This is a genomic window from Luteimicrobium sp. NPDC057192 (assembly GCF_042670205.1).
Lineage (GTDB): Bacteria > Actinomycetota > Actinomycetes > Actinomycetales > Cellulomonadaceae > Luteimicrobium.
This window is the reverse complement of sequence record NZ_JBHUWD010000010.1, coordinates 32,482-52,481: the sequence shown is the minus strand read 5'-3', so window position 1 is coordinate 52,481 and position 20,000 is coordinate 32,482. Positions and strand designations below refer to the sequence as shown.

Annotated in this window: 16 protein-coding genes and 3 tRNA genes; 10 read left to right on the top strand and 9 right to left on the bottom strand. The window is 73.8% G+C overall.

Going from position 1 to position 20,000, the window contains the following annotated elements; all coding sequences use genetic code 11:
* Positions 1 to 31: 31 nt before the first annotated feature.
* The 4 genes from ACFT5B_RS07145 (at position 32) to ACFT5B_RS07130 (ending at position 1,943) form a co-directional block, all read left to right on the top strand.
* Positions 32 to 481, top strand: coding sequence for a roadblock/LC7 domain-containing protein (locus ACFT5B_RS07145; RefSeq protein WP_036954345.1), 450 nt, complete (start codon positions 32 to 34; stop codon positions 479 to 481).
* A gap of 22 nt (positions 482 to 503) precedes the next feature.
* Positions 504 to 926: a DUF742 domain-containing protein gene (locus ACFT5B_RS07140; protein WP_227994460.1), complete on the top strand. Its 423-nt coding sequence runs from the start codon at positions 504 to 506 to the stop codon at positions 924 to 926.
* 217 nt (positions 927 to 1,143) lie between these two features.
* Positions 1,144 to 1,692: an ATP/GTP-binding protein gene (locus ACFT5B_RS07135; RefSeq protein ID WP_386797329.1), complete on the top strand. Its 549-nt coding sequence runs from the start codon at positions 1,144 to 1,146 to the stop codon at positions 1,690 to 1,692.
* Between the two features lie 166 nt (positions 1,693 to 1,858).
* Positions 1,859 to 1,943 (top strand) — tRNA-Ser (locus tag ACFT5B_RS07130).
* Between the two features lie 2 nt (positions 1,944 to 1,945).
* Here the strand turns inward: ACFT5B_RS07130 and ACFT5B_RS07125 are convergent.
* Entirely contained in the window at positions 1,946 to 2,842 is an 897-nt protein-coding gene (locus ACFT5B_RS07125; protein WP_386797294.1) for an SDR family oxidoreductase, read from the bottom strand.
* A gap of 144 nt (positions 2,843 to 2,986) precedes the next feature.
* Here ACFT5B_RS07125 and ACFT5B_RS07120 point away from each other — a divergent pair, with 144 nt between their 5' ends.
* Positions 2,987 to 3,388, top strand: a complete 402-nt coding sequence (locus ACFT5B_RS07120; RefSeq protein ID WP_386797293.1) for a winged helix-turn-helix transcriptional regulator — start codon at positions 2,987 to 2,989, stop codon at positions 3,386 to 3,388.
* A gap of 48 nt (positions 3,389 to 3,436) precedes the next feature.
* Here the strand turns inward: ACFT5B_RS07120 and ACFT5B_RS07115 are convergent, their stop codons facing one another.
* Positions 3,437 to 4,192: an SDR family NAD(P)-dependent oxidoreductase gene (locus tag ACFT5B_RS07115; protein WP_386797292.1), complete on the bottom strand. Its 756-nt coding sequence runs from the start codon at positions 4,190 to 4,192 to the stop codon at positions 3,437 to 3,439.
* Between the two features lie 73 nt (positions 4,193 to 4,265).
* Here ACFT5B_RS07115 and ACFT5B_RS07110 point away from each other — a divergent pair, with 73 nt between their 5' ends.
* Complete coding sequence (locus ACFT5B_RS07110; RefSeq protein WP_386797291.1) at positions 4,266 to 5,843, top strand: gamma-glutamyltransferase family protein; 1,578 nt, start codon at positions 4,266 to 4,268, stop codon at positions 5,841 to 5,843.
* 68 nt (positions 5,844 to 5,911) lie between these two features.
* Here the strand turns inward: ACFT5B_RS07110 and ACFT5B_RS07105 are convergent, their stop codons facing one another.
* Positions 5,912 to 7,726, bottom strand: a complete 1,815-nt coding sequence (locus ACFT5B_RS07105; protein WP_386797290.1) for a GMC oxidoreductase — start codon at positions 7,724 to 7,726, stop codon at positions 5,912 to 5,914.
* A 204-nt stretch (positions 7,727 to 7,930) separates the two neighbouring features.
* Here ACFT5B_RS07105 and ACFT5B_RS07100 point away from each other — a divergent pair, with 204 nt between their 5' ends.
* Positions 7,931 to 8,590: a uridine kinase gene (locus ACFT5B_RS07100; RefSeq protein ID WP_386797289.1), complete on the top strand. Its 660-nt coding sequence runs from the start codon at positions 7,931 to 7,933 to the stop codon at positions 8,588 to 8,590.
* A gap of 49 nt (positions 8,591 to 8,639) precedes the next feature.
* Here ACFT5B_RS07100 and ACFT5B_RS07095 read toward each other — a convergent pair whose 3' ends face one another.
* A complete protein-coding gene (locus ACFT5B_RS07095) occupies positions 8,640 to 12,380 on the bottom strand; it encodes a LamG-like jellyroll fold domain-containing protein (protein WP_386797288.1) in 3,741 nt (1,246 codons plus the stop codon).
* Between the two features lie 244 nt (positions 12,381 to 12,624).
* On the opposite strand from ACFT5B_RS07095, the gene ACFT5B_RS07090 reads away from it, so the two are divergent.
* A tRNA-Ser gene (locus ACFT5B_RS07090) sits at positions 12,625 to 12,713 on the top strand.
* A gap of 21 nt (positions 12,714 to 12,734) precedes the next feature.
* Here ACFT5B_RS07090 and ACFT5B_RS07085 read toward each other — a convergent pair.
* Genes ACFT5B_RS07085 through ACFT5B_RS07075 form a run of 3 tightly spaced genes read right to left on the bottom strand, consistent with a single transcriptional unit; the run spans position 12,735 to position 16,129 of the window.
* Positions 12,735 to 14,816 (bottom strand): DHA2 family efflux MFS transporter permease subunit, encoded by a 2,082-nt coding sequence (locus ACFT5B_RS07085; protein ID WP_386797287.1) that lies wholly within the window; start codon positions 14,814 to 14,816, stop codon positions 12,735 to 12,737.
* A gap of 48 nt (positions 14,817 to 14,864) precedes the next feature.
* Entirely contained in the window at positions 14,865 to 15,464 is a 600-nt protein-coding gene (locus tag ACFT5B_RS07080; RefSeq protein WP_386797286.1) for a hypothetical protein, read from the bottom strand.
* Positions 15,461 to 16,129 (bottom strand): TetR/AcrR family transcriptional regulator, encoded by a 669-nt coding sequence (locus ACFT5B_RS07075; protein ID WP_386797285.1) that lies wholly within the window; start codon positions 16,127 to 16,129, stop codon positions 15,461 to 15,463. The genes ACFT5B_RS07080 and ACFT5B_RS07075 overlap by 4 nt, the downstream gene beginning before the upstream one ends.
* A gap of 98 nt (positions 16,130 to 16,227) precedes the next feature.
* On the opposite strand from ACFT5B_RS07075, the gene ACFT5B_RS07070 reads away from it, so the two are divergent.
* Positions 16,228 to 17,277 (top strand): zinc-dependent alcohol dehydrogenase family protein, encoded by a 1,050-nt coding sequence (locus tag ACFT5B_RS07070; RefSeq protein ID WP_386797284.1) that lies wholly within the window; start codon positions 16,228 to 16,230, stop codon positions 17,275 to 17,277.
* Between the two features lie 122 nt (positions 17,278 to 17,399).
* On the opposite strand, the gene ACFT5B_RS07065 is transcribed toward ACFT5B_RS07070, so the two are convergent.
* Together ACFT5B_RS07065 and ACFT5B_RS07060 are read right to left on the bottom strand one after the other, a co-directional pair.
* Positions 17,400 to 18,773 (bottom strand): FtsX-like permease family protein, encoded by a 1,374-nt coding sequence (locus ACFT5B_RS07065; protein ID WP_386797283.1) that lies wholly within the window; start codon positions 18,771 to 18,773, stop codon positions 17,400 to 17,402.
* A complete protein-coding gene (locus ACFT5B_RS07060) occupies positions 18,770 to 19,618 on the bottom strand; it encodes an ABC transporter ATP-binding protein (protein WP_386797282.1) in 849 nt (282 codons plus the stop codon). Before ACFT5B_RS07060 ends, ACFT5B_RS07065 begins: the two co-directional genes overlap by 4 nt.
* Positions 19,619 to 19,881: 263 nt before the next feature.
* Here ACFT5B_RS07060 and ACFT5B_RS07055 point away from each other — a divergent pair.
* Positions 19,882 to 19,954: transfer RNA gene (locus ACFT5B_RS07055), tRNA-Arg, on the top strand.
* The last annotated feature ends 46 nt before the right edge of the window (positions 19,955 to 20,000 follow it).

Sequence of the window (20,000 nt, the reverse complement as noted above, 5' to 3'; positions counted from 1 at the left end):
TGCAGAACGCAGCACCTGACCTGGAGGAAGAGTGAACGCACTCAGCACCGAGGCAACCACGTTCGGGTGGCTCCTCGACAACTTCGTGCGCACGGTGCCCGGGAGCCGTCACACGCTCGTCGTGTCCGCCGACGGTCTCCTCATGGCGATGTCGGAGAAGCTGGACCGCACGAGCGGCGACCAGCTGGCGGCGATCGTCTCCGGCATGTCGAGCCTCACGCGCGGCGCAGCCCGCCAGCTCGGTGGTGGCAACGTGCGCCAGGCCATCATCGAGATGGACAACGGCTTCCTGTTCCTGATGAACATCTCGAACGGGTCTGTTCTCTCCGTCGTCGCTGAGTCAAACTGTGACGTCGGCCTGATCGGCTACGAGATGGCGATGCTCGTCTCGCGGACCGAGGCCACGCTGACACCGCAGCTCATCTCCGAGATGCGGGGCAACCTGCCCGTCGACGGCGCCACGCGCGCGTCGCAGGGCTGACCACCAGGACGAGGTGAGGTCGGTGACGAACACGGTCCCGGGCGGCATCCCAGCCGTACCCGTGCCCCCCGGCGAGGTGTACGAGGCCGCCACGGTGCGCCCGTACGCGGTGACGGGCGGCCGCGTGCGCTCCGCGACGTCGGACCTTCCGCTCGAAGCGCTCGTCGAGGTGATGCCGGGCGCGGTGAACGGGTACGGCCTGCCGCCCGAGAAGCGTGCGATCCTCCAGCACGCCGCTCACAACTACGTCTCGGTCGCGGAGCTCTCCGCACTCCTGCGCCTGCCCCTCGGTGTCGTCCGCATCCTCGTCGCGGACCTGTCCGACGAGGGCTACGTCACCGTCCACACGTCCACCCCTGTCAACGTGCACACCGGCCACGGTCACAACCCGGGCCTGTCGCTGAGCGTCCTGGAGAGTGTTCTCAATGGCATTTCCTCCCTCTGAGTCCGCACCGGGCGCGCCCGTGCGCACCTCGGTCGGCGTCGGGGGCCCGGCCGGAGCGCCGGCCGCCCCGCAGCCCGTGGCGACGCAGCCCGCGCCGCCCGTGCTCCGTGGTGTCCCGACCGACGGCGGTCCCGCTGCACCGGTGCAGCAGACCGCCCACGACGGGTCGCAGGGCACCGCGGCCGAGGTCGGCCGCGCCGCGCCGACCGTCGTGAAGATCGTCGTCGCCGGTGGCTTCGCCGTCGGCAAGACGACGTTCATCGGGTCGATCTCCGACGTCGAGCCCCTCAACACCGAGGCCGCGATGACGGAGCACTCGGTGGGCGTCGACGACGCCGGTGGCGTGAGCGACCGCAAGACCACCACGACCGTCGCCATGGACTTCGGCCGCGTCGCCCTCCCGGGCAACCTGTGGCTGTACCTGTTCGGCACGCCGGGTCAGGACCGCTTCCTCTTCATGTGGGACGACCTGGTGCGCGGCGCGATCGGCGCCGTCGTCCTCGTCGACACCGAGCGCCTCGACCAGTGCTTCCCGGCGATCGACTACTTCGAGTCGCGCGGCATCCCGTTCGTCGTGGGCGTGAACTGCTTCGACGGCGTCGCCAAGCACCGCCTCGAGGACGTCCGCGAGGCGCTGCAGATCGGCGGCCACGTCCCGATGCTCTACACGGACGCCCGCTCGCGTGCCGCGACCAAGCAGACGCTCGTCGCGCTCGTGCAGCTCGCCATGCAGCAGCTCCGCGCCCAGCAGGGCGCCGCGCAGTAGGTTCGGCGTCCGACGACGGCCCTCGCCTCCCGCTGGGAGGCGGGGGCCGTCCTCGTTCCCGGCCGGGCGCCGGTGGCGGGCCGCCCCGGGGTCGCACGACCCGCTGCCGCGCGGTGCGGACCGGTGCCCGGCGCATGGAAGAATGGCGGCGCGCGCCTCGGCGCGAGGAGGGTTGACAGAGCGGCCTAATGTGACGGTCTTGAAAACCGTTGTCCCGCAAGGGACCGGGGGTTCGAATCCCTCACCCTCCGCCTCAGACCCGCTCGACCGCCGAACCCGGTCGCCGCACCTCGCGCACGGCTGCTGCGAGGGCGTCGGCGAGCGAGACGGGCGCCCGGCCGATCAACCGGCACAGGTCGCCGGAGTCGGTCTCCATCTCGCCGCGGCTCATCCCCAGGTCGGCGTCCGCGAGGACCTCGGCGAGCGGGACCGGCAGGCCCGCGGCGGCGAGCCTGCCCGCCAGCTCGCTCACGGGAAGGTCGACGTAGGAGACGTGCTCCCCGGACGCGGAGGAGATGGCCTGGGCGACCTCCGCCAGCGTGAACGACGTGTCCCCGCCGAGCTCGTAGACGGCTCCGGCGTGGCCCTCGGTCGTGAGGACGACGGCGGCCGCCTCCGCGTAGTCCGCACGGGAGCCCAGGCTGATCCTCCCGTCGCCGGCGGCGCCGACGAGCGTGCCGTGCGCGAGGATCTGCGGGAGCTGCTCGACGTAGTTCTCCAGGTACCACCCGTTCCGGAGCAGCACACGAGGGACCGCCCGGTCCCGCAGGTAGCGTTCGGTCTCGCCGTGCGTGGCGCCGATGACGGTGGTCGCGCGGTCGGCGTGCGTCGTGCTCGTGTAGGCGACGAGCGAGACGCCTGCCGCCACCGCGGCGTCGATCGCCCTGCGGTGGTGGGCGACCCGATCTTCCACGGGAACGGAGGCCGACACGAGCAACAACTTGTCGGCACCCCGGAACGCCTCGGCGAGACTGTCGGCGTCCCCGAAGTCGGCTCGGCGCACGACGACACCGCGATCCGCCAGATCGGTGATCGTGGTGGTGTCGCGGCCCGTCGCGACGACGTCCGTGGCGGGGACGCCGCGGCGGAGCAGCGCCTCGACGGTGAGCCTGCCGAGGTGACCGGTGGCTCCGGTGACGACGATCGACATGATGGTGGTCCTTCCGTTCTCGCGTACGACTGACGTGCCCGCCGTGGGCGAGCAGAAGCAGCCTGACGTCGATGCTCACCGTTGGGAAGTAGCCACCTTTTGGTACGGTACGAACCCCGGCGAAAGTGACGAGGTGAGACCCCCATGACGGTGGAGAACGTGGTCGAGCGCACGCGGTCGTTCGATCCGTACGAGCGCGGCTGCCCGTCGCGCGACCTGCTCGACCACATCGGCAGCAAGTGGGCGGTACTCGTGCTGGGCGAGCTCGGCAGGAACGGGAGCGCGAGGTTCAGCGTGCTCCGGCGCGTCCTCGCGGGCGTGAGCGAGAAGATGCTCACCCAGACCCTGCGCGGTCTCGAACGGGACGGGCTGGTCCGCCGGACCGTCTACCCGGAGGTCCCGCCCCACGTCGAGTACGAGCTGACCGCGCTCGGCCAGACGCTCCGCGAACCGCTGAAGGCGCTCACGGAGTGGTCGGTGCAGCACGTCGAGGACGTGATCGCGGCCCGCGGCGACTACGACCGTCGGGCAGACCTCGCACGCTGAGTCCTCGTCTCGTGCGCCCCGCGCGCGGCGCGTCCGCGCCTCCCGCGCTCAGTGCACCGAGAACCCGCCGTCGACGGCGATCGACTGGCCCGTGACGTACGCGGACGCGGGGCTCGCCAGGAACACGGCGGGGCCGGCGAAGTCCTCGGGCCGCCCGTTCCTGCCGACGAGCGTGCGGGCGGCGAGCGCCTCGACGGTCGCGGGGTCGGAGCTGAGCCGCTCGTTGAGCGGCGTCGGCACGAACCCGGGGACCAGCACGTTGGCCGTCACGCCGCGGCTGGACCACGCCTCGGCCTGCGACCGTGTCAGCCCCTCGAGGCCCGCCTTCGAGGCGCCGTAGGCCCCGCTCGACGCGAACGCCCGGTGCGCCTGCTGCGAGCTGATGTGGATCAGCCTCCCGTAGCCCCGGCGCGCCATCCCGGGTGCGAGCCGCTGCCCGAGGACGAACGGCGCGTCGAGGTTGACGGCCATCGTCGCGTCCCAGGTGGCGTCGTCCAGTTCGGCCATGAGTGGGCGGAGGTTGATGCCGGCTGAGCTGACCAGCACGTCCACGTCTCCGACGGCGTCGGCGAGGGCATGGGCACCGGACCGCGTCGCGAGGTCGGCGACGACGCCGTCCGCCGACCCGCCGTCCGCCCGGATCGCGGCGACGGTCGCGTCGATCGTCGCGCGCGTGCGGGCCGCGACGAGCACGTGCGCCCCGGCCGCGGCGAGCGCGCTCGCGATCGCCCGCCCGATCCCCGAGCTTCCTCCCGTCACGAGTGCGGTGCGGCCGTCGAGCCCGAAGATCTCCTGCAGGTGCATCGGGCCAGGCTATCCGTGGACGGCGGCCCGTCTCGGTCGCCGCCGCGGGCGGCTGCGGGGCTACTGTCGTCCCGTGACCAGCGCTTTCTCCGACGCCACCCGGTACGCCCCGCGCGGGATGGTGTGCACGGTCGACCACCTCGCCACCGCCGCCGGCGTCGAGGTCCTCGCGGACGGCGGCAACGCCGTCGACGCCGCGATCGCCGCCCACGCCGTGCTCGCGGTCACCGCCCCGCACCTGTGCGGGCTCGGCGGTGACCTGTTCGCCCTCGTGCACGACGGCGCGGGCGCACCGGCGGCGCTCGACGCGTCGGGCCGTGCGGGGTCGGGCGCCGACCCGGAGCGGCTGCGCGCCGAGGGCCGGACCACGATGCCGTTCCACGGGGACATCCGGTCCGTGCCGATCCCGGGCTGCGTCGACGGCGTCCTCGCCCTGCACGCCCGGTACGCGACGCGCGAGCTCGCGGACCTCGTCGCGCCGGCGGTCCGGCTCGCGGAGGACGGCTTCCCGGCGTCGCCGATCATGGTGCGGCCGGCCGCCCGGCTCGAGGGCGTCGACGGCGCGGGCGACCTGCTGGCCGCGACGCACGCGGGCGCCGTCGTGCGCCGGCCGGGCGTGGCGCGGACGCTCAAGGCGATCGCCGCGGACGGCCGCGCCGCGTTCTACGGGGGCGAGTTCGGCGCGGGCCTGCTGGCGCTGGGCGCGGCTGCCGCGCGCGACGGGGTGCGCGCCGAGTACGACGCCGCGGACCTCGCCCGGCACCAGGCGAACTGGGTCACGCCGGTCGCGGCCCGTGCGTGGGGGCACACGCTGTGGAGCACCCCGCCGGTGTCGCAGGGCTACCTGCTGCCGCTCGCGGCGGAGATCGCCGACGGCCTCGACCTGCCCGCCGACGTCGACGACCCCCTGTGGGCGCACGTCCTCGTCGAGGCGGCTCGCGCGGCCGGGCACGACCGGCTCGACGTCCTGCACGAGGACGCGACGCCGCCCCTCGAGTCGGCCGCCGAGCGCCGCGCCGGCATCGACCCGGACCGCCGGTCGGCCCGGTTCGACCCGCCGCAGCGCGACGGGGACACCACCTACCTGTGCGCCGTCGACGGCGACGGGCTGGCGGTGTCGCTCATCCAGTCGAACGCGGCGGGCTTCGGGAGCCTGCTGTTCGAGCCGAGCACAGGGATCAACCTGCAGAACCGCGGCGTCGGCTTCAACCTGCGCCCGGGACACCCGGCCGAGTACGGGCCCGGGCGTCGCCCGCCGCACACCCTCACCCCGGCGCTGGTGACGCGGCCGGACGGGTCGCTGCGCGCCGTCGTCGGGTCGATGGGCGGCGACTCGCAGCCGCAGCTGCTGCTCCAGATCCTCGCCCGGCTGCTCGTCGGCGGCGTGAGCGCGGGCGAGGCCATCGGCGCGCCGCGGTGGCGCCTCGACAGCGGGGACACCGGCTTCGACACGTGGGAGAACGCCGTCCGGGTCGAGGTCGAGCACGGCAGCCCCTGGTCCGCGGGCCTGCGTGAGCGCGGGCACGACGTCGTCGAGGCCGCGCCGGGCGTCGGGTTCGGGCACGCGCACCTCGTCGACGTGACCGACGAGGGCGTGCGCGCGGGCGCCGCCGACCCTCGCGCGGTCATCGGCGCGGCCTCCGGCGTGTGACCTCGCCGTACTACTTCGCGAGGTACCCCGGATGCCGTACTACTTCGCGAGGTACCCCGGATGCCGTACTACTTCGGGGTCGGGGGGTGGACGTGGGCGGCGGGGCCGTGGCGGACCTCGACGACCGGGAGCGTCGGCAGGCGGAGCGCGCCGGGCGCCGACGCCGGCACGACCGGCGACCGAGGCCCGACCGGCGCCAGCGGCACGTACGGCTCGCCGAGGGCGGGCCGGGCGTCGTCGTCGCCGCGGTTGGGCCAGAGCGCGAACGCCCGCTCCGCCTGCGCGGTGATGGTGAGCGACGGGTTGACGCCGAGGTTCGCCGAGATCGCCGACCCGTCCACGACGTGCAGCCCCTCGTGCCCGAACACCCGCAGGTACGGGTCGACGACGCCCTCGGCGGCCGACGCCCCGATCGCGCACCCGCCCATGAAGTGCGCGGTCATGGGCACGTCGAACGGCTCGCCGATCGTGCCGCCGGGTGTCCCGCGCATGACCTTCGCCATGCGCCGCACGGCCTCGTTCGCGGCCGGGATCCAGCTCGGGTTGGGGGCGCCGTGCCCCTGCCGCGACGTCATGCGGCGCCCGAGCAGACCGCGCCGCGTGTACGTGGTGATCGAGTTGTCGTCGGACTGCATGACGAGCGCGATCACCGTCCGCTGCGACCAGCCCCGCAGGTCGTAGAGCTTCCGCAGGTCGCGCCGCTGCCGCCACAGCTCCGCGAGCCAGGTGCGCCACCGCGCGCGCCCGGTCGCCGACCGCCCGTCCGTGAGGACCGTCTGCAGCAGCCCCATCGCGTTCGACCCGCGCCCGTACCGGACGGGCTCCACGTGGGTGTGCGCGTCCGGGTAGAACGACGACGTGATCGCGACGCCCCGCGAGTAGTCGACGCCGTCGTCCCCGGCTATCGCCCCGAGCAGCGCCTCCGAGTTCGTCCGGGTGAGCGCACCCAGACGTGGCGAGAGGTGCGGGAGGTTCCCGCGGTCGCGTTGCGCGTGCAGCAGCTTCTGCGTCCCCAGGGCGCCCGCGGCCAGCACCACCTGCGCGGCGGTGACCCGCCCCCGACGACGTCCCTCACCCTGGGCGGTCCGGTCGCCGTCCGCGGGGGTCGCCTCGCGCGGGGGGCGCACGCCACCGGTGCGTCGCGTCCGGACCTCGTAGCCGCCGCCCGGCAACGGGACGAGATCCGTCACGGTGGTCAGCGCCCGGACCTCGGCGCCGGCCCGCTCCGCGAGGTGCAGGTAGTTCTTCACCAGCGTGTTCTTGGCGCCGTGCCGGCAGCCCGTCATGCACTCGCCGCACTCCAGGCAGCCCCGGCGCTCCGGCCCGACCCCGCCGAAGAACGGGTCCGCGGCCGCCTCGCCCGGGCGGGGTGCGCCGTCGGGCCCGGGGTTGAAGAACACGCCCACCGGGGCCGTCCGGAAGGAGGAACCGACGCCCATCTCGTCCGCGACCCGGCGCATCACGCCGTCCGCGGGGGACTCGTGCGGGAGGTCGGTGACGCCGAGCATGCGCGACGCCTGGTCGTAGTAGGGCGCGAGCTCTGCCTTCCAGTCGGTCAGGTGGCCCCACGCGGGGTCCTCGTAGAACGCGTCCATCGGCCGGTACAGCGTGTTCGCGTACACGAGCGAGCCGCCGCCCACGCCCGCACCCGCGAGGACCAGCACGTTCCGCAGCCGCGCGATCCGCTGGACCCCGAAGCACCCCAGCGTCGGCGCCCACAGGAAGTCGCGCAGGTGCCAGGACGTGCGCGCGAACTCGTCGTCCGCGAACCGGCGCCCCGCCTCCAGGACGAGGACCCGGTAGCCCTTCTCCGTCAGCCGGAGGGCGGCCACGCTGCCGCCGAACCCGGATCCGACGACCACCACGTCGTAGTCGAAGCTCATGTCGCCGGACGCTACGGCCTCGGACGCCGCGGTCGCACCTACCCGCACCCTCCCTCCTCGCGCTGAGTGCGTACCTTTTGTGCGACACACCCGGCGTGTCGCACAAAAAGTACGCACTCAGCGCGAGGGGGACGCGGGGGCGGGGGCGGGGGAGTGGCGGGAGCCGGCTGCGCCACGACGTGCCCGACCCGGCATGCTGGGGGAGTGGGAGTGCAGCCGACGAGTCGGGACGGGGTCGTCGAGCTGGTCGTCGCGCGGGTCGTGGGGCTGACCGGGCCGGGCGGCGCGGGGACCGGACGGCGGGTGCGGGTGCTGGTCGACGGGCACCCCTCGACGGATCCGTCCGGCTGGGCGGACGCCCTCGTCGAGCCGTTGCGGGCGGCGGGCCACGAGGCGTTCCGGGTCAGCGCGACGACGTTCCTGCGCGCCGCGTCGCTGCGGCTCGAGCGCGGCCACGAGGACCCCGACGCCTTGTACGAGTCGTGGCTCGACGCCGCCGCGCTCGAGCGCGAGGTGCTGCGACCGTTCGCTCCCGGCGGGTCCGGACGGTTCACGCCGAGCCTGCGCGACCCCGCGACCGACCGGCCCACCCGGGAGCCGGCCCGGCAGGCGCCGCCCGGGTCCGTCCTCCTGCTCGACGGTGCCCTCCTCCTGGGGCAGGGGCTGCCCGCCGACCTCGCGGTCCACCTGGCGGCGAGGGCTGCGACGCTGCGCCGGCGCACCCCCGACGACGAGCGGTGGACCCTGCCTGCCTACGACCGCTACGAGCGCGAGGTGCAGCCGTCGGACGAGGCCGACGTCGTCGTGCACGTGGACGACGCGCGTCGCCCGGCGGTGCTGGACCGCACCACCGGGCGACGCTGAGAGGTCGTGCGACCTCTGGCCCCGGAGCCCGACCGGGGTCGTGGAGGGCTCACTGCGACGGCAGGACCGACTTCGACAGCGACGGCCCGAACATCTGGCCGATCGCGCTGACGCCCAGACCACCCGCGGAGAGCACGGACGCCGGGTCGATCCGGACGCCGTCCTGCAGGGGCACGCTGAACCGGTGGCTCGTGGTCCGACCGTCGACGACGGCGTCCACGGAGACCGCCACGTCGACGTGCGCCCCGCCGGACACGACCTCGACGCCGCCGATGCCCGGCTTCGCGTTGATCTGCGCGAGCTGGCCGCCGGTCAGGGGGACGCCGTCGAGCGTGAGCCTCAGCGAGTCGCCCGTGACGCCGAGCTTCTGGTCGATGCGGACGCTCGCCGCCTTGTCGTGCTGGGCGGTCACGCCCAGGACGGTGCGGGCCGTGCCCAGCCCGCTGAGCGCCAGCGACGCCGTCTCGCCCGACGCGACGGGCGCCGTGAGGTGCAGCTTCGACAGGCCGTCGCGGACGGCGTAGTCGAGGTTGCCGCCGCGGACCGCCTTGACCTGGTGCACGTAGTCGGACGCGGTGGCCGCGACCTGGAGCGCGCCGATGGCCGCCTGCGCGGCGGGGGTGAGCCGGGCCACCAGCTTCGGGTCGCCCGCGACCTCGTGGACCGTGGCGTCGCCGAGCGACCCGCTGACCGCCGGGTCCTGGGCGAGGGCGCCCGCGACCCGGGACCGGGTCACACCGCCGGCCGCGACCTGCTTGAGCGTGACCGAGCCGAGGACGCCGCGGACCGGCGGCCGGAGCCCGAGGGTCACGTCCCGGACCGTCGTCCGACGGCGCAGCATGACCTCCCCGGCGACGGGCCGCCCCAGCGGGGTCACGGCAGGTCCGGTGACGATCGGTCCGGGGTGGATCGGCGGGACGCGGACGGGCGGGACGCGGACGGGTCCGTCGTCGCCGGGGTCCCTGATGATGGGTCCGTCGCCGGGCCGGAGCTGCGCGGTCCTGCCGGCGCCCGTGGTGCGTCCCGCGTTGTAGCCGTTGACGCCCACGAACATCCCCTCGAGCGACGCCCCGGACGCCTCGAGCTGCCGCCCCCGCGCCCCGAACCCGTCGAGGTCGTTGCCCTGGAGGTCGGTGATGGAGACGGTCTCGGTGTCGGAGCCGAGGATCAGGACGGTGCCCGCGAGGATCAGCAGGATCGCGTCCCACACGGGTGTGTGCTCGCGCGAGCTGAGCAGGTGGAACGGCATGTAGTGCATCCGTCCCCCGCTCGACGACGTCCCGTCGTACGTGGCGCCCGCGCCCGCGTAGTGGAACGTGTTGGCGTTCGGGTCGACCTGGAGCGTGCGGCTCGTGCTGGGGAAGTTCGGGTCGTGGACGGTGATCGTCCACGGGCTCGTCGAGGTGTCCCAGCCGATGGGTCGGATGCAGTGCGGCGCCCCGCTGAAATCGGTGTTCTGGGCGATGCAGAGGACGGGGTCGTCGCCGCGGGCGGCAGCGGCCTGCGTCTCCAGGAACACGGTCTTCGGGTCGTGGGTGTGGCCCGACAGGAACTGGTCGACGAACCACCAGATCGGCGCCGACCCCACCTGGTACTGGTGCTTGACGTTGAACGTCTGGCGGAGCTGGTTCCAGTCACGGAAGCGCGACAGCGGGAGGCTGAACGCACTCTGGCCCTTGTCGACGTAGATCGACTCGAGGCTCATGCCGAAGCAGTTGCCGCCGCGCGCGAGCCCGTCGACGACGAGCGCGTAGAACAGGCGGTCGAGGTCGTCGTCGAGGTCCCACCACTCGGGCGAGGAGTCGACGTCGCTGAACGCGGTCGCGTAGTCGGTGTACGCGATGTCCTGCGTGCCCGTGTTGGTGACGGCCCACCAGTGGTCGTTCGCTGAGAAGCCCCCGGGCGGCGGGGTCGGCTGCACGGACAGGACGATGTCGTTGATGTTCGAGAAGCGCCCCGAGTGGAGCACCCCGCCGGAGTCGCGCAGGCCCCAGCCGTTCGCCATCGTGAGCTGCGTGGTCCACGTGCCGAGGTGATCGTCGCCGCCGCCGAACGGCGCGCCGTCGTCGGAGTCCCAGACGTCGACCGTGACGGTGAGGACCTGGTCGGCGCGGTTGGTGACGATGCCGCCCTGGGCGGGCAGCCGGAGGTTGGGCTGGACGACGTTGTGCCCGCCGGCGTCGCCCGACGCGGGCCAGCGCTGGTTGACGACGGTCGCCCCGCCGTCGGTCACCGTGGCCCGCAGGTAGACGTCGTTCTCGCCCATGAACAGGCCCTCGGACTCGACGGTGTTCACGGTGCTGAGGAACAGCGAGAACGACGTCGCGACGATCATCCCGTCGAACGACCCGAACCACAGCAGGCTGCCGTTCTGGAACGTGTTGAACCGTGCGGGCGCAGGTGCGCCGGGGATGTCGCCCTCGTCCGACGTCGGGAAGCCGAGCTGCCCGCCCGGACCGCCGAGCGAGCGGTACTTGGCCCGGATGTCGCCGTGCACCTCGAACGCGCCGCTCGCCCCCGACCAGTAGATCGTGCAGTTCTCGAGCTCGTTGTACCGCCCGATCGCGGCGCCGTCGCGCACGACGTCGCTCTCGTCGGTGAGCGGGAAGCCCCAGGCGCCTGTGGCGCCCGTCGCCAGGAAGTGGGCGAGGATCCCGCCGTGCAGCTCGTGCGCGACGGTCGCCCCCGACTTGAGGTAGAGCCGCGCGTTCTGGAAGACCTGCTCGAGGCCGCCGGGGACCGCGCCCGCGAAGGCGGTCGGGAACCCCAGCCCGGCGGCCTCGTTCAGCCGCTCGTAGGACAGGTAGAGGTGCCCGACGACGGGGAACGCGCCCGTCCCCGCCGACCAGTAGATGCCGCCGCCCGTGAACAGCGACTTGCGCCCGCCCGACGCGCGGCTGTCCGTCTCGTCGCTGACGAGCGCGCCGAGGGGCGTCGGGTCGGCGAGCGAGGTGTAGAGCTGCCAGATCGCGCCGTGCATCTCGAACGCGACGCCCGCGTCCTCCGCGTACATGAGGAGGCCGTTCTGGTAGGCCTGCGTGGACGCGCCGATGCCGGGGGACCAGGTGACCGGCGAGCGCGGGTCGCCGAGGTCGAGCCCCGCTAGGACGAGCGACTCCTCCTTGTAGCTCAGGTACCACTCGGGCGCGGTGCGGTGCGCGTCGAGCAGCGCCTCGAGGGCCGAGGGGACGTCGTCGGACCAGCGGACGGCCGCGAGCGCACCGTCGAAGTGGGACCCGCCCTGCGCGTCCGTGCCGAGGAACAACGACCCCGCCGACGCCACCGTGACGGTCCCGCGCGGGAACGCGTGCACGGCCTGCAGCGCGCCGTCGACGAAGACGCCGATCGTGTCGGTGTCGTAGACGAGGGCGACGACGTGCCAGGTGCCGGGCGCGATCGCCGTCGCGAAGGTGGTGCTCGCGCCGTGCTTCGCTCCGGCTGCCGGGGTCACGTGCCCGACGATCGCCACGCCCGCCGGTGTGCCGACCGACCGCTCGACCGTGAGCGAGAAGGGCAGGAGGGTCGACGCGAGGACGGTCTGCACGCTCGTGGGGAGCGCGTCGACCCGCAGCGCGACCTGGACGGTGAACCGGGCGGCGTCGGGGTGGAGGCCGGCGAGGTCGACGTGCGCCTTCCCGGCCGTGCCGAGGTCGAGCGCCTTGGGGAAGTTGCCCAGGGCGGTGTGCCCGGGCCCGGCGACGACCGTGACGCCGGTGAAGGTGACGGCCCGCGAGCCGTCGGGGTTGTGGACCGCCGCGCGGTCCAGCTTGTAGTCGATGAGCGCGGACATGGTGTGCCTCCGCGGGGATGCCTGCCGGGTCCCCGCTGACGGGTCGGGCGCTTGCTGCGTCCGGCATCGCGGGGAACGACGCTACGACGGGGTCACCTGATACGCGCCGCGGCCCGCGTCAGCGGGTGAGCCGGGGGTGAGTTTTGCTCCGGGGCGTGCCGCACGGGTAACCTAGCGTCGCCTGGTCCGTAGCCGTGCGGCTCTCGAGCTTCGTCTCGGGGTCGCCCGGAACCGCGATCGGCGAGGAGACGTCGCATAGTCAGGTCTAGTGCGCCACCCTGCTAAGGTGGTAACGGGGCAACCCGTTCGAGGGTTCAAATCCCTCCGTCTCCGCTCACGGGTTCGCAAAGAACGTCATGAAGGCTCCGGCCGAGCATCGCTCGCTGGGGCCTTCTCCGTCTCCTCGCGCGGTTCCTCCGGGTCGCTCCCGCCGAGCGCACGCGCCAACGTGCCGAGCATCGCGGCCAGCTCCGCGTGCTGCTCGGGCTCCCACCCGTCGAGGAGCTCGGCGAGCGAGTCGCGGCGCGCGGCGTCCAGGGCGTCCGCGGCGGCCTGGCCGGCGTCGGTGAGCGCCACCGTCCCGGGCGGGTCGTCGTGCACGTAGCCGAGCTCGAGCAGCTGGTCGTAGGTCTCGCTGATCGCCGGCAGGGCGCGGCCGGTCCGGGCCGAGATGGTGGACCATTCGAGCGGCCCGAGGTGGTCCAGCTTGAGCAGGCACCAGGCGCCCAACGGGCTCACTGGGACGCCCGCCTTGGCGGTGAGCCGCCGGTAGAGGTCGTGACGCGCGTCCCGGCTGCTCAGCACCGACAGCGACCGCTGGATCTCCTCGAGCGACGAGCGCTCCGTCGGCGAGCCGCCCAGACCCTCCCCGATGTCGGCGACGGCGACGGTCTTGCGCAGCGGCTGCTCCTTGACGAACCACGCGAGCACGAACGCGATGACCGCGATCGGGGCCGCGTAGAGGAAGACCGTCGAGATCGAGTCGGAGTAGGCGCCGATGATCGAGCGCCCGACGTCCGCGGGGAGCTGCGAGATGACCTTCGGGTCGCCCTGGATCACGGACGGGTCGAACCCCGGGGGCAGCGTCGTCCCAGACAGGGCGTCCCGCACGTTCGACGCGAGCTGGTTGGAGAAGATGCTGCCGAACACGGCGACGCCGAAGGACCCGCCGATCGACCGGAAGAACGTGGCGCCCGCCGTCGCGACGCCGAGGTCCTCGTAGGGGACCGCGTTCTGCACGATGAGGACGAGCACCTGCATGACGAGTCCCAGCCCGAGGCCGAGCACGAGGAACGCGGCGCTCATCTCGAGGATCGAGCTGTCGACACCCAGCCTCGACATGAGCCACAGGGCGATGGCCGTGATCGCGGTGCCGAGGATCGGGTAGATCTTGTAGCGGCCCGTCCGGCTGATGATCTGGCCCGTCCCGATGGACGTCAGGAGCATCCCCAGGACCATCGGCAGCATCCGCACGCCGGACGTCGTCGCCGACACCCCGTGCACCACCTGGAGGAAGGTCGGGATGAAGGTCAGTGCGCCGAACATCGCGAACCCGACGATGAACCCGATGCCCGACGTCACGTTGAACACGGGGAGCCGGAAGAGCTTGAGCGGCATGACGGGCTCCGCGGCCCGGCGTTCGATCGGCACGAACGCGATCAGCAGGACGACCGCGATCCCGGCGAGCGCGTACGTCTGCCACGACCCCCACGCGTAGCTCACGCCGCCCAGCGACGTCATGAGGACGAGGGATGTCGCGATCCCGGCCAGGACCAGGGTGCCGAGGTAGTCGATCTTGTGGCGGAGGTGACTGCGCGGCAGGTGCAGCACCGAGCTGATCACCAGCAGCGCCACGATGCCGATCGGCAGGTTGATGTAGAACACCCACCGCCAGCTCAGGTGGTCGACGAACAGGCCGCCCAGCAGCGGTCCGCCCACCGACGTCACCCCGAACACCGCGCCGAAGAACCCCTGGTAGCGGCCACGGTCCCGGGGCGGGACGACGTCGCCGACGATCGCCTGGGTGAGGACCATCATCCCGCCGCCGCCGATGCCCTGGAGGGCGCGGAACATGATGAGCTCGGGCATGTTCTGGGCGAGGCCGCAGAGCGCGGAGCCCGCCAGGAAGATCACGATGCACGCCTGGAAGATGCCCTTCCGGCCGTACATGTCGCCGAGCTTGCCCCACAGCGGCGTCGACGCCGTCGACGCCAGCAGGTACGCCGTCACGACCCAGGACAGGTGCTCGAGGCCGCCCAGGTCCGAGACGATCGTCGGCAGCGCCGTCGACACGATCGTCTGGTCGAGCGCCGCCAGGAACATCGCGAGCATGAGCGCACCGAAGACGACCCAGACGTTCGCGCTCGCGTGGTCCGGCGGCCCCTCCGCCGCGGCGGGGGATCCGGCAGGTCCAGGGGGCTGCGTCGTCGCGCTCACCGTTCCACTGTGCTCCCGGCAACCGTCGGGCGCGCGAGGAAGGGGAGGTCAGGCGGTCGGGCCGAACGGTTGCCGGGCGGGCCGTCGCCTCGTCGTGACCACGGTCAGGACGGTGCCTGCCGCGACCAGCAGGACGCCCGCCGCGAGCCAAGGCCAGGGGCTCCACTCCTCCGTGCCCGCCGCGCACTGGCCGTCCGACCACGCGGTGCAGACGTCGCCGGGCCCGTCGCGGTTGAGCCACGCGACGACGAGCGGCACGACCCCGGCGCCGCTCAGCGCGAGGAACGCGAGCTCGGCGCGCGGGCGCCGCGCGCCGCCGCGTGCCGCCACCACCACGAGGACTGCGACGAGCGCCGCGAGCAGCGCAGCGACGCCGGACGCAGCGGTCGCGACGGCGTGCGAACCCGCATCGTCGCTGCTGAGGCGCTCGCCGACGCCGACGACGCCCGCCGCGGCAGCGGCAACCGCCACGAGGCCCGCCAGGGCCCAGCGCGGGCCGACCGTCGGCAGCAGCGCGGCCACGACCATGGCCGCAGGGACGGTCGCGAGCCCGAGGACGGAGATCACGAACCCGAAGCCCGCACCGGCGACGAGCCACAGCGCGCCCGCGAGCCAGGCGTCGCCCCGTGTGGCGGCGGCGGCCGTCACGGGGCGGCCCTTCCGGCGTCGGCCTCGGTGGTCCGGGGCCGGGGTGCCCGATCGGCTGCGTCCCCGGTACCCGGGACCGGCTCGAGGAGCGCCGCGACCGTCCGGGCGCGGGTGAAGAGCCGGTCGGTCGTCGTCCGGCCGGCACCGACGCCGGCGAGCAGCTCCAGCCCGAGCAGCGTGGCCACGACGACGTGCGCGGCCTCGTCGGCCGGCACGACCGCCGCGAGCGGGACGAGCTCGAAGGCGCGAACGACGGCGTCCTGGGCGAGCCTGCGCCAGGGCGCCAACCGCGACTCGACCTCCACGCCGAGCCCGGGCACCGACGCCGCGGCAACGAGCAGCTCGGTGAGGACGGCGACGTGGCCGGCGTCGAGGTCCTCGGCGAGGACGCGCTCCGCCGTGTCGACGAGCTCGCGCAGCGTGCGTGCCCCCGCCAGCGTGTCGCGGTAGGCCGCGAGCCGGCGCTCGCTGACGTCGTCGAGCGCGGCGAGGAGGAGCCCGTTCACGGACTCGAAGTGGTAGAAGACGAGCGCCTGGTTGCAGCCGGCGCGGCGTGCGATCTCACGGGCGCTCGCGCCCGCGTAGCCGACCTCGCGCAGCGCGTCGGTCGCGGCGTCGAGCAGGGAGCGCCGGGTCGCGGCGGTCCTCGGGTCGGTCGGTGTCACGGGCCCTCCCGGAGCAGGGTTTTCAAGCGATCGCTCAAAAGCCTGCTCCGCTACCGTGGGAGGCGCACCCCGAACCGCTCTCCCAGGAGGACAACCTCATGCGCGCTGCCGTCATCCACGGACCCCGCGACGTCCGCATCGAAGAGCGTCCCGAGCCGACGATCCTCACTCCCGCCGACGCGGTGATCCGCGTCGTCGCCGCCTGCGTCTGCGGGTCCGACCTGTGGCCCTACCGTGGCGTGCGGGAGACCAAGGCCCCGCACCCGATCGGGCACGAGCTCGTCGGCGTCGTCGAGGAGGTCGGCGCGGACGTCACCGTCGCCGCGGCCGGGGACTTCGTCATCGCGCCCTTCTCGCTCTCCGACGGCACCTGCCAGTCGTGCCGCGCCGGGTTCACGTCCGCGTGCGACCACGTCACGATGTTCGGGAGCACCGACCGCGACGGGCACCCCGTCGACGGCGCCCAGGGCGAGTACGTCCGCATCCCCCTCGCCGAGGGTTCGCTCGTGCGCGTCCCCGGCCCCGTCGACGACGCGCTCGTCCCCGACCTCCTCACGCTCTCCGACGTCATGTCCACCGGGCACCACGCCGCCGTCAGCGCCGGCGTCGGCCCCGGCTCGACCGTCGTCGTGGTCGGCGACGGCGCCGTCGGGCTCTCCGGCGTCCTCGCCGCGTCCCGGCTCGGCGCCGAACGCGTCATCGCCATGAGCCGCCACGCCGACCGCGCCGAGCTCGCGCGCGAGTTCGGTGCCACCGACGTCGTCGCCGAACGCGGAGACGACGGCGTCGCCGCCATCCGTGACCTCCTCGGCGGCGACCTCGCCGACAGCGCCCTCGAGTGCGTCGGCACCAAGGAATCCATGCGCCAGGCGCTCGGGTCCGTCCACGGTGGCGGGCGCGTCGGGTACGTCGGCGTCCCCGCCGGCGGGTCCGAGCTGCCCATCGGCTACCTGTTCTCCCGCAACCTCACCGTCGGCGGCGGGATGGCCCCCGCCCGCGCCTACATCCCCGAGCTCCTGCCCGACGTGCTGTCCCGCGCCATCGAGCCCGGGCGCGTGTTCGACCTGGAGCTGGGGCTGGACGACGTCGGTGAGGCGTACGCCGCGATGGACGAGCGGCGGGCGATCAAGGTGCTGCTTCGGCCTTAGGTCTCGCAGGGTGCCGAGTCCCACCTCGGGATAGACACATGTACATCGAGGAGCGGGCCGCCGATGTCCCTGTGTCTCTGTGGGCGGTGCCTTCGATCGCTCGTCGGGTCGCCTCGTCCCGTTCACGCGAGGGTGTGGGCCACCGCGCGGGTCGTCCAGGCTGCCGCCAGGACCAGGAGCGAGGCTGCCACGACGCACACGAGGAACTGGCCGACGACGGCGACGTTGGCCAGTGCTGTGAGGCCGAGCACCGGGAGCATGAGCATGAGGGCGCCCACGGTGGCGACGCCGACGGCGACCAGGAGCGGGACCAGCGTCTCGTCCAGGCGGGCCCGGTCGAGGGTCTTCTCGTCCGTGCCGGCCAGGCGAAGAGCCCGGTACTCCGAGCGCTGGTCGATCACGCGGCCCGCCTGCAGGACGCCCGTCGAGACCGCGGCCAGGATCCCCGCGATCGCGAGCGTGAGGAAGCCTCCCGTCTTGAGGTCCGCCATCAGGAGACGGTCCGCGGGCGGTTGGTCGGACGGGTCGATGAGGGCGAAGATGCTGGTCAGGCCAGCCACGAACGTCGCGAGGGCGACGCCGCCCACGGAGCGCCACGCCGTCTTCGGGGAGTCGACGATGCGCCGTCCCGCGAGGAGCCCCGGGACACGGCGCGCGCGCCCGGCCGTCACGCGGCCCGCCAGCGACATCGCGAACGGGCCCACGACGTTGAGCGTCGCGAAACCGCCGACGAGGACCGTCGTCAGGACCGCGACGACGACCGCCGCGGACGCCCATGGCGTGTTCATCGCGACGACCATCGCGACGCCGGCGAGCAGGAACGGCAGCACCCGCGTCCAGCGCAGCGCCGGCGGCGTCACGCGCGCGGCGACGCCGAGCGGCGAGATCGCGACCCGGCGCAGGCTCACCAGCGCGGACGTCAGCGCCACGAGCACGACGCCGGCCACCGCACCGAGGACCACCCACGGACCCACCCACAGCTCGCCGAGGTCGAACGTCCGGCCCTGGAAGCGGAGCTGCGCGACGAGCGGGACGAGCGCGAGGTAGCCCCCGAAGCCGATCACGGCGCCCACCAGCGCTTGTGCGGCGGCGTCGAGCGCCGTCAGGAGGGTGACCTGACCGGTCGTCGCGCCTGCCAGCCGGAGGGAGGCCAGCCGGGCGTCACGCCGAGAGGCGGCCAGCCGGGCCGCCGCCCCACCGAGCGTCGCGAGCGGGACCAGCAGCAGCAACGACGCGATCCCCGCGTAGAGCGGGTACTGCGTCGTGTACGGGGTGACGTCGGCGTCGAGGCCCGCGGCGATCGCGTCCGACCCGCCCGCCCGCGCGACGAACGCCATGAACCCGCCGATCACCACGAGCAGGATCGCCGTCGTCGTCGCGAACGCGACCACCGCCAGTGCGGTGGTGAGGCGCTGGGGCTCGCCTGCGCCGTCCGCACCCCGCCCCCGACGACGCAGCAGCCACCACAGCCCGACGGTCGCCTTGAGCCCGTTCACCGGTCGCCCTCCGCGGCCGCCGTCGTCGCGGGGGCGACGAACTCCTGCACGACCCGGCCGTCGCGCATCGCGAGCGTCCGGCCGCAGTGCCGCGCGACGCCCGGATCGTGCGTCACGACGACGAGCGCCGCCCCCGACGCGCGCGCCGCCGACGTGAGGACCGCGAGGACCTCGGCACCGGTCGTCTGGTCGAGGGCACCCGTCGGCTCGTCCGCGAACACGATCCCCGGCGAGCCCACGAGGGCCCGCGCGATCGCGACGCGCTGCGCCTGTCCGCCCGACAGCTCGCCCGGCCGGCGCTGCTCCATCCCCGCCAGCCCGAGGTGCGCGAGCCAGCCCGCCGCGACCCGCGTCGCCTCGGCGCGCGGGACGCCCCCCAGCATGAGCGGGATCGCGGCGTTCTCGACGGCCGGGAGCTCCGGCAGCAGCTGACCCGACTGGAAGACGAAGCCGAAGTCCTGGCGGCGCAGCGCCGTCCGGCGCGCCTCCGACAGCGACGCGAGGTCCTCGCCGCGCCACAGCACCGAGCCCGACGTGGGCGTGACGATCCCCGCGAGGCAGTGCAGGAGCGTCGTCTTGCCCGATCCGGACGGGCCCATGATCGCGACCGACTCGCCCGGCGTGATGGTGAGGTCCACGCCCGCGAGGGCGTGCGTCGTCGCGCCCGCCGTGCCGTACGTCTTGGCGAGGCCGGACGCGACGAGCGGCGTCGGCTGCGTGGCGCGCTGGCCGATAGGCAGCCCCGGCGACGGCGGGACGGCCGGCAGGCTCGGCGCCGCGACGGGTGCGGCGGCGTGCGGGTCGGCGAGCGGCGGGGGCGTGAGGGGAGCGGTCGGCTGGGTCATGCAGCCAGCGTCGCGCGCCGGGGCGGCCCGGCGCGTCGGGCGGCGGGCGGGACCTCCGGGCGGACACGTGCGACCGTGGTCGGACCCCGACGACCGCGCGCTGCGCCCGCGGGAGGACGGTGCGGCCCCCCTGCGCGTCCGCCGGCGGGTGTGACGTCCGTCTCGTGGAGGCTGTTCGAGGGCTCCTCGGGCGATTACGGTTTGGGGAAGCGGGGGACGGCACGGTAGTGTTTCCGTCGGCCCGTTCGAGAGAACAGAGCCACGCGCCCGTAGCTCAACGGATAGAGCATCTGACTACGGATCAGAAGGTTGGGGGTTCGAATCCCTTCGGGCGCACACACTGGAAGGCCCGGAACCGCAACGGTTCCGGGCCTTCGTCGTT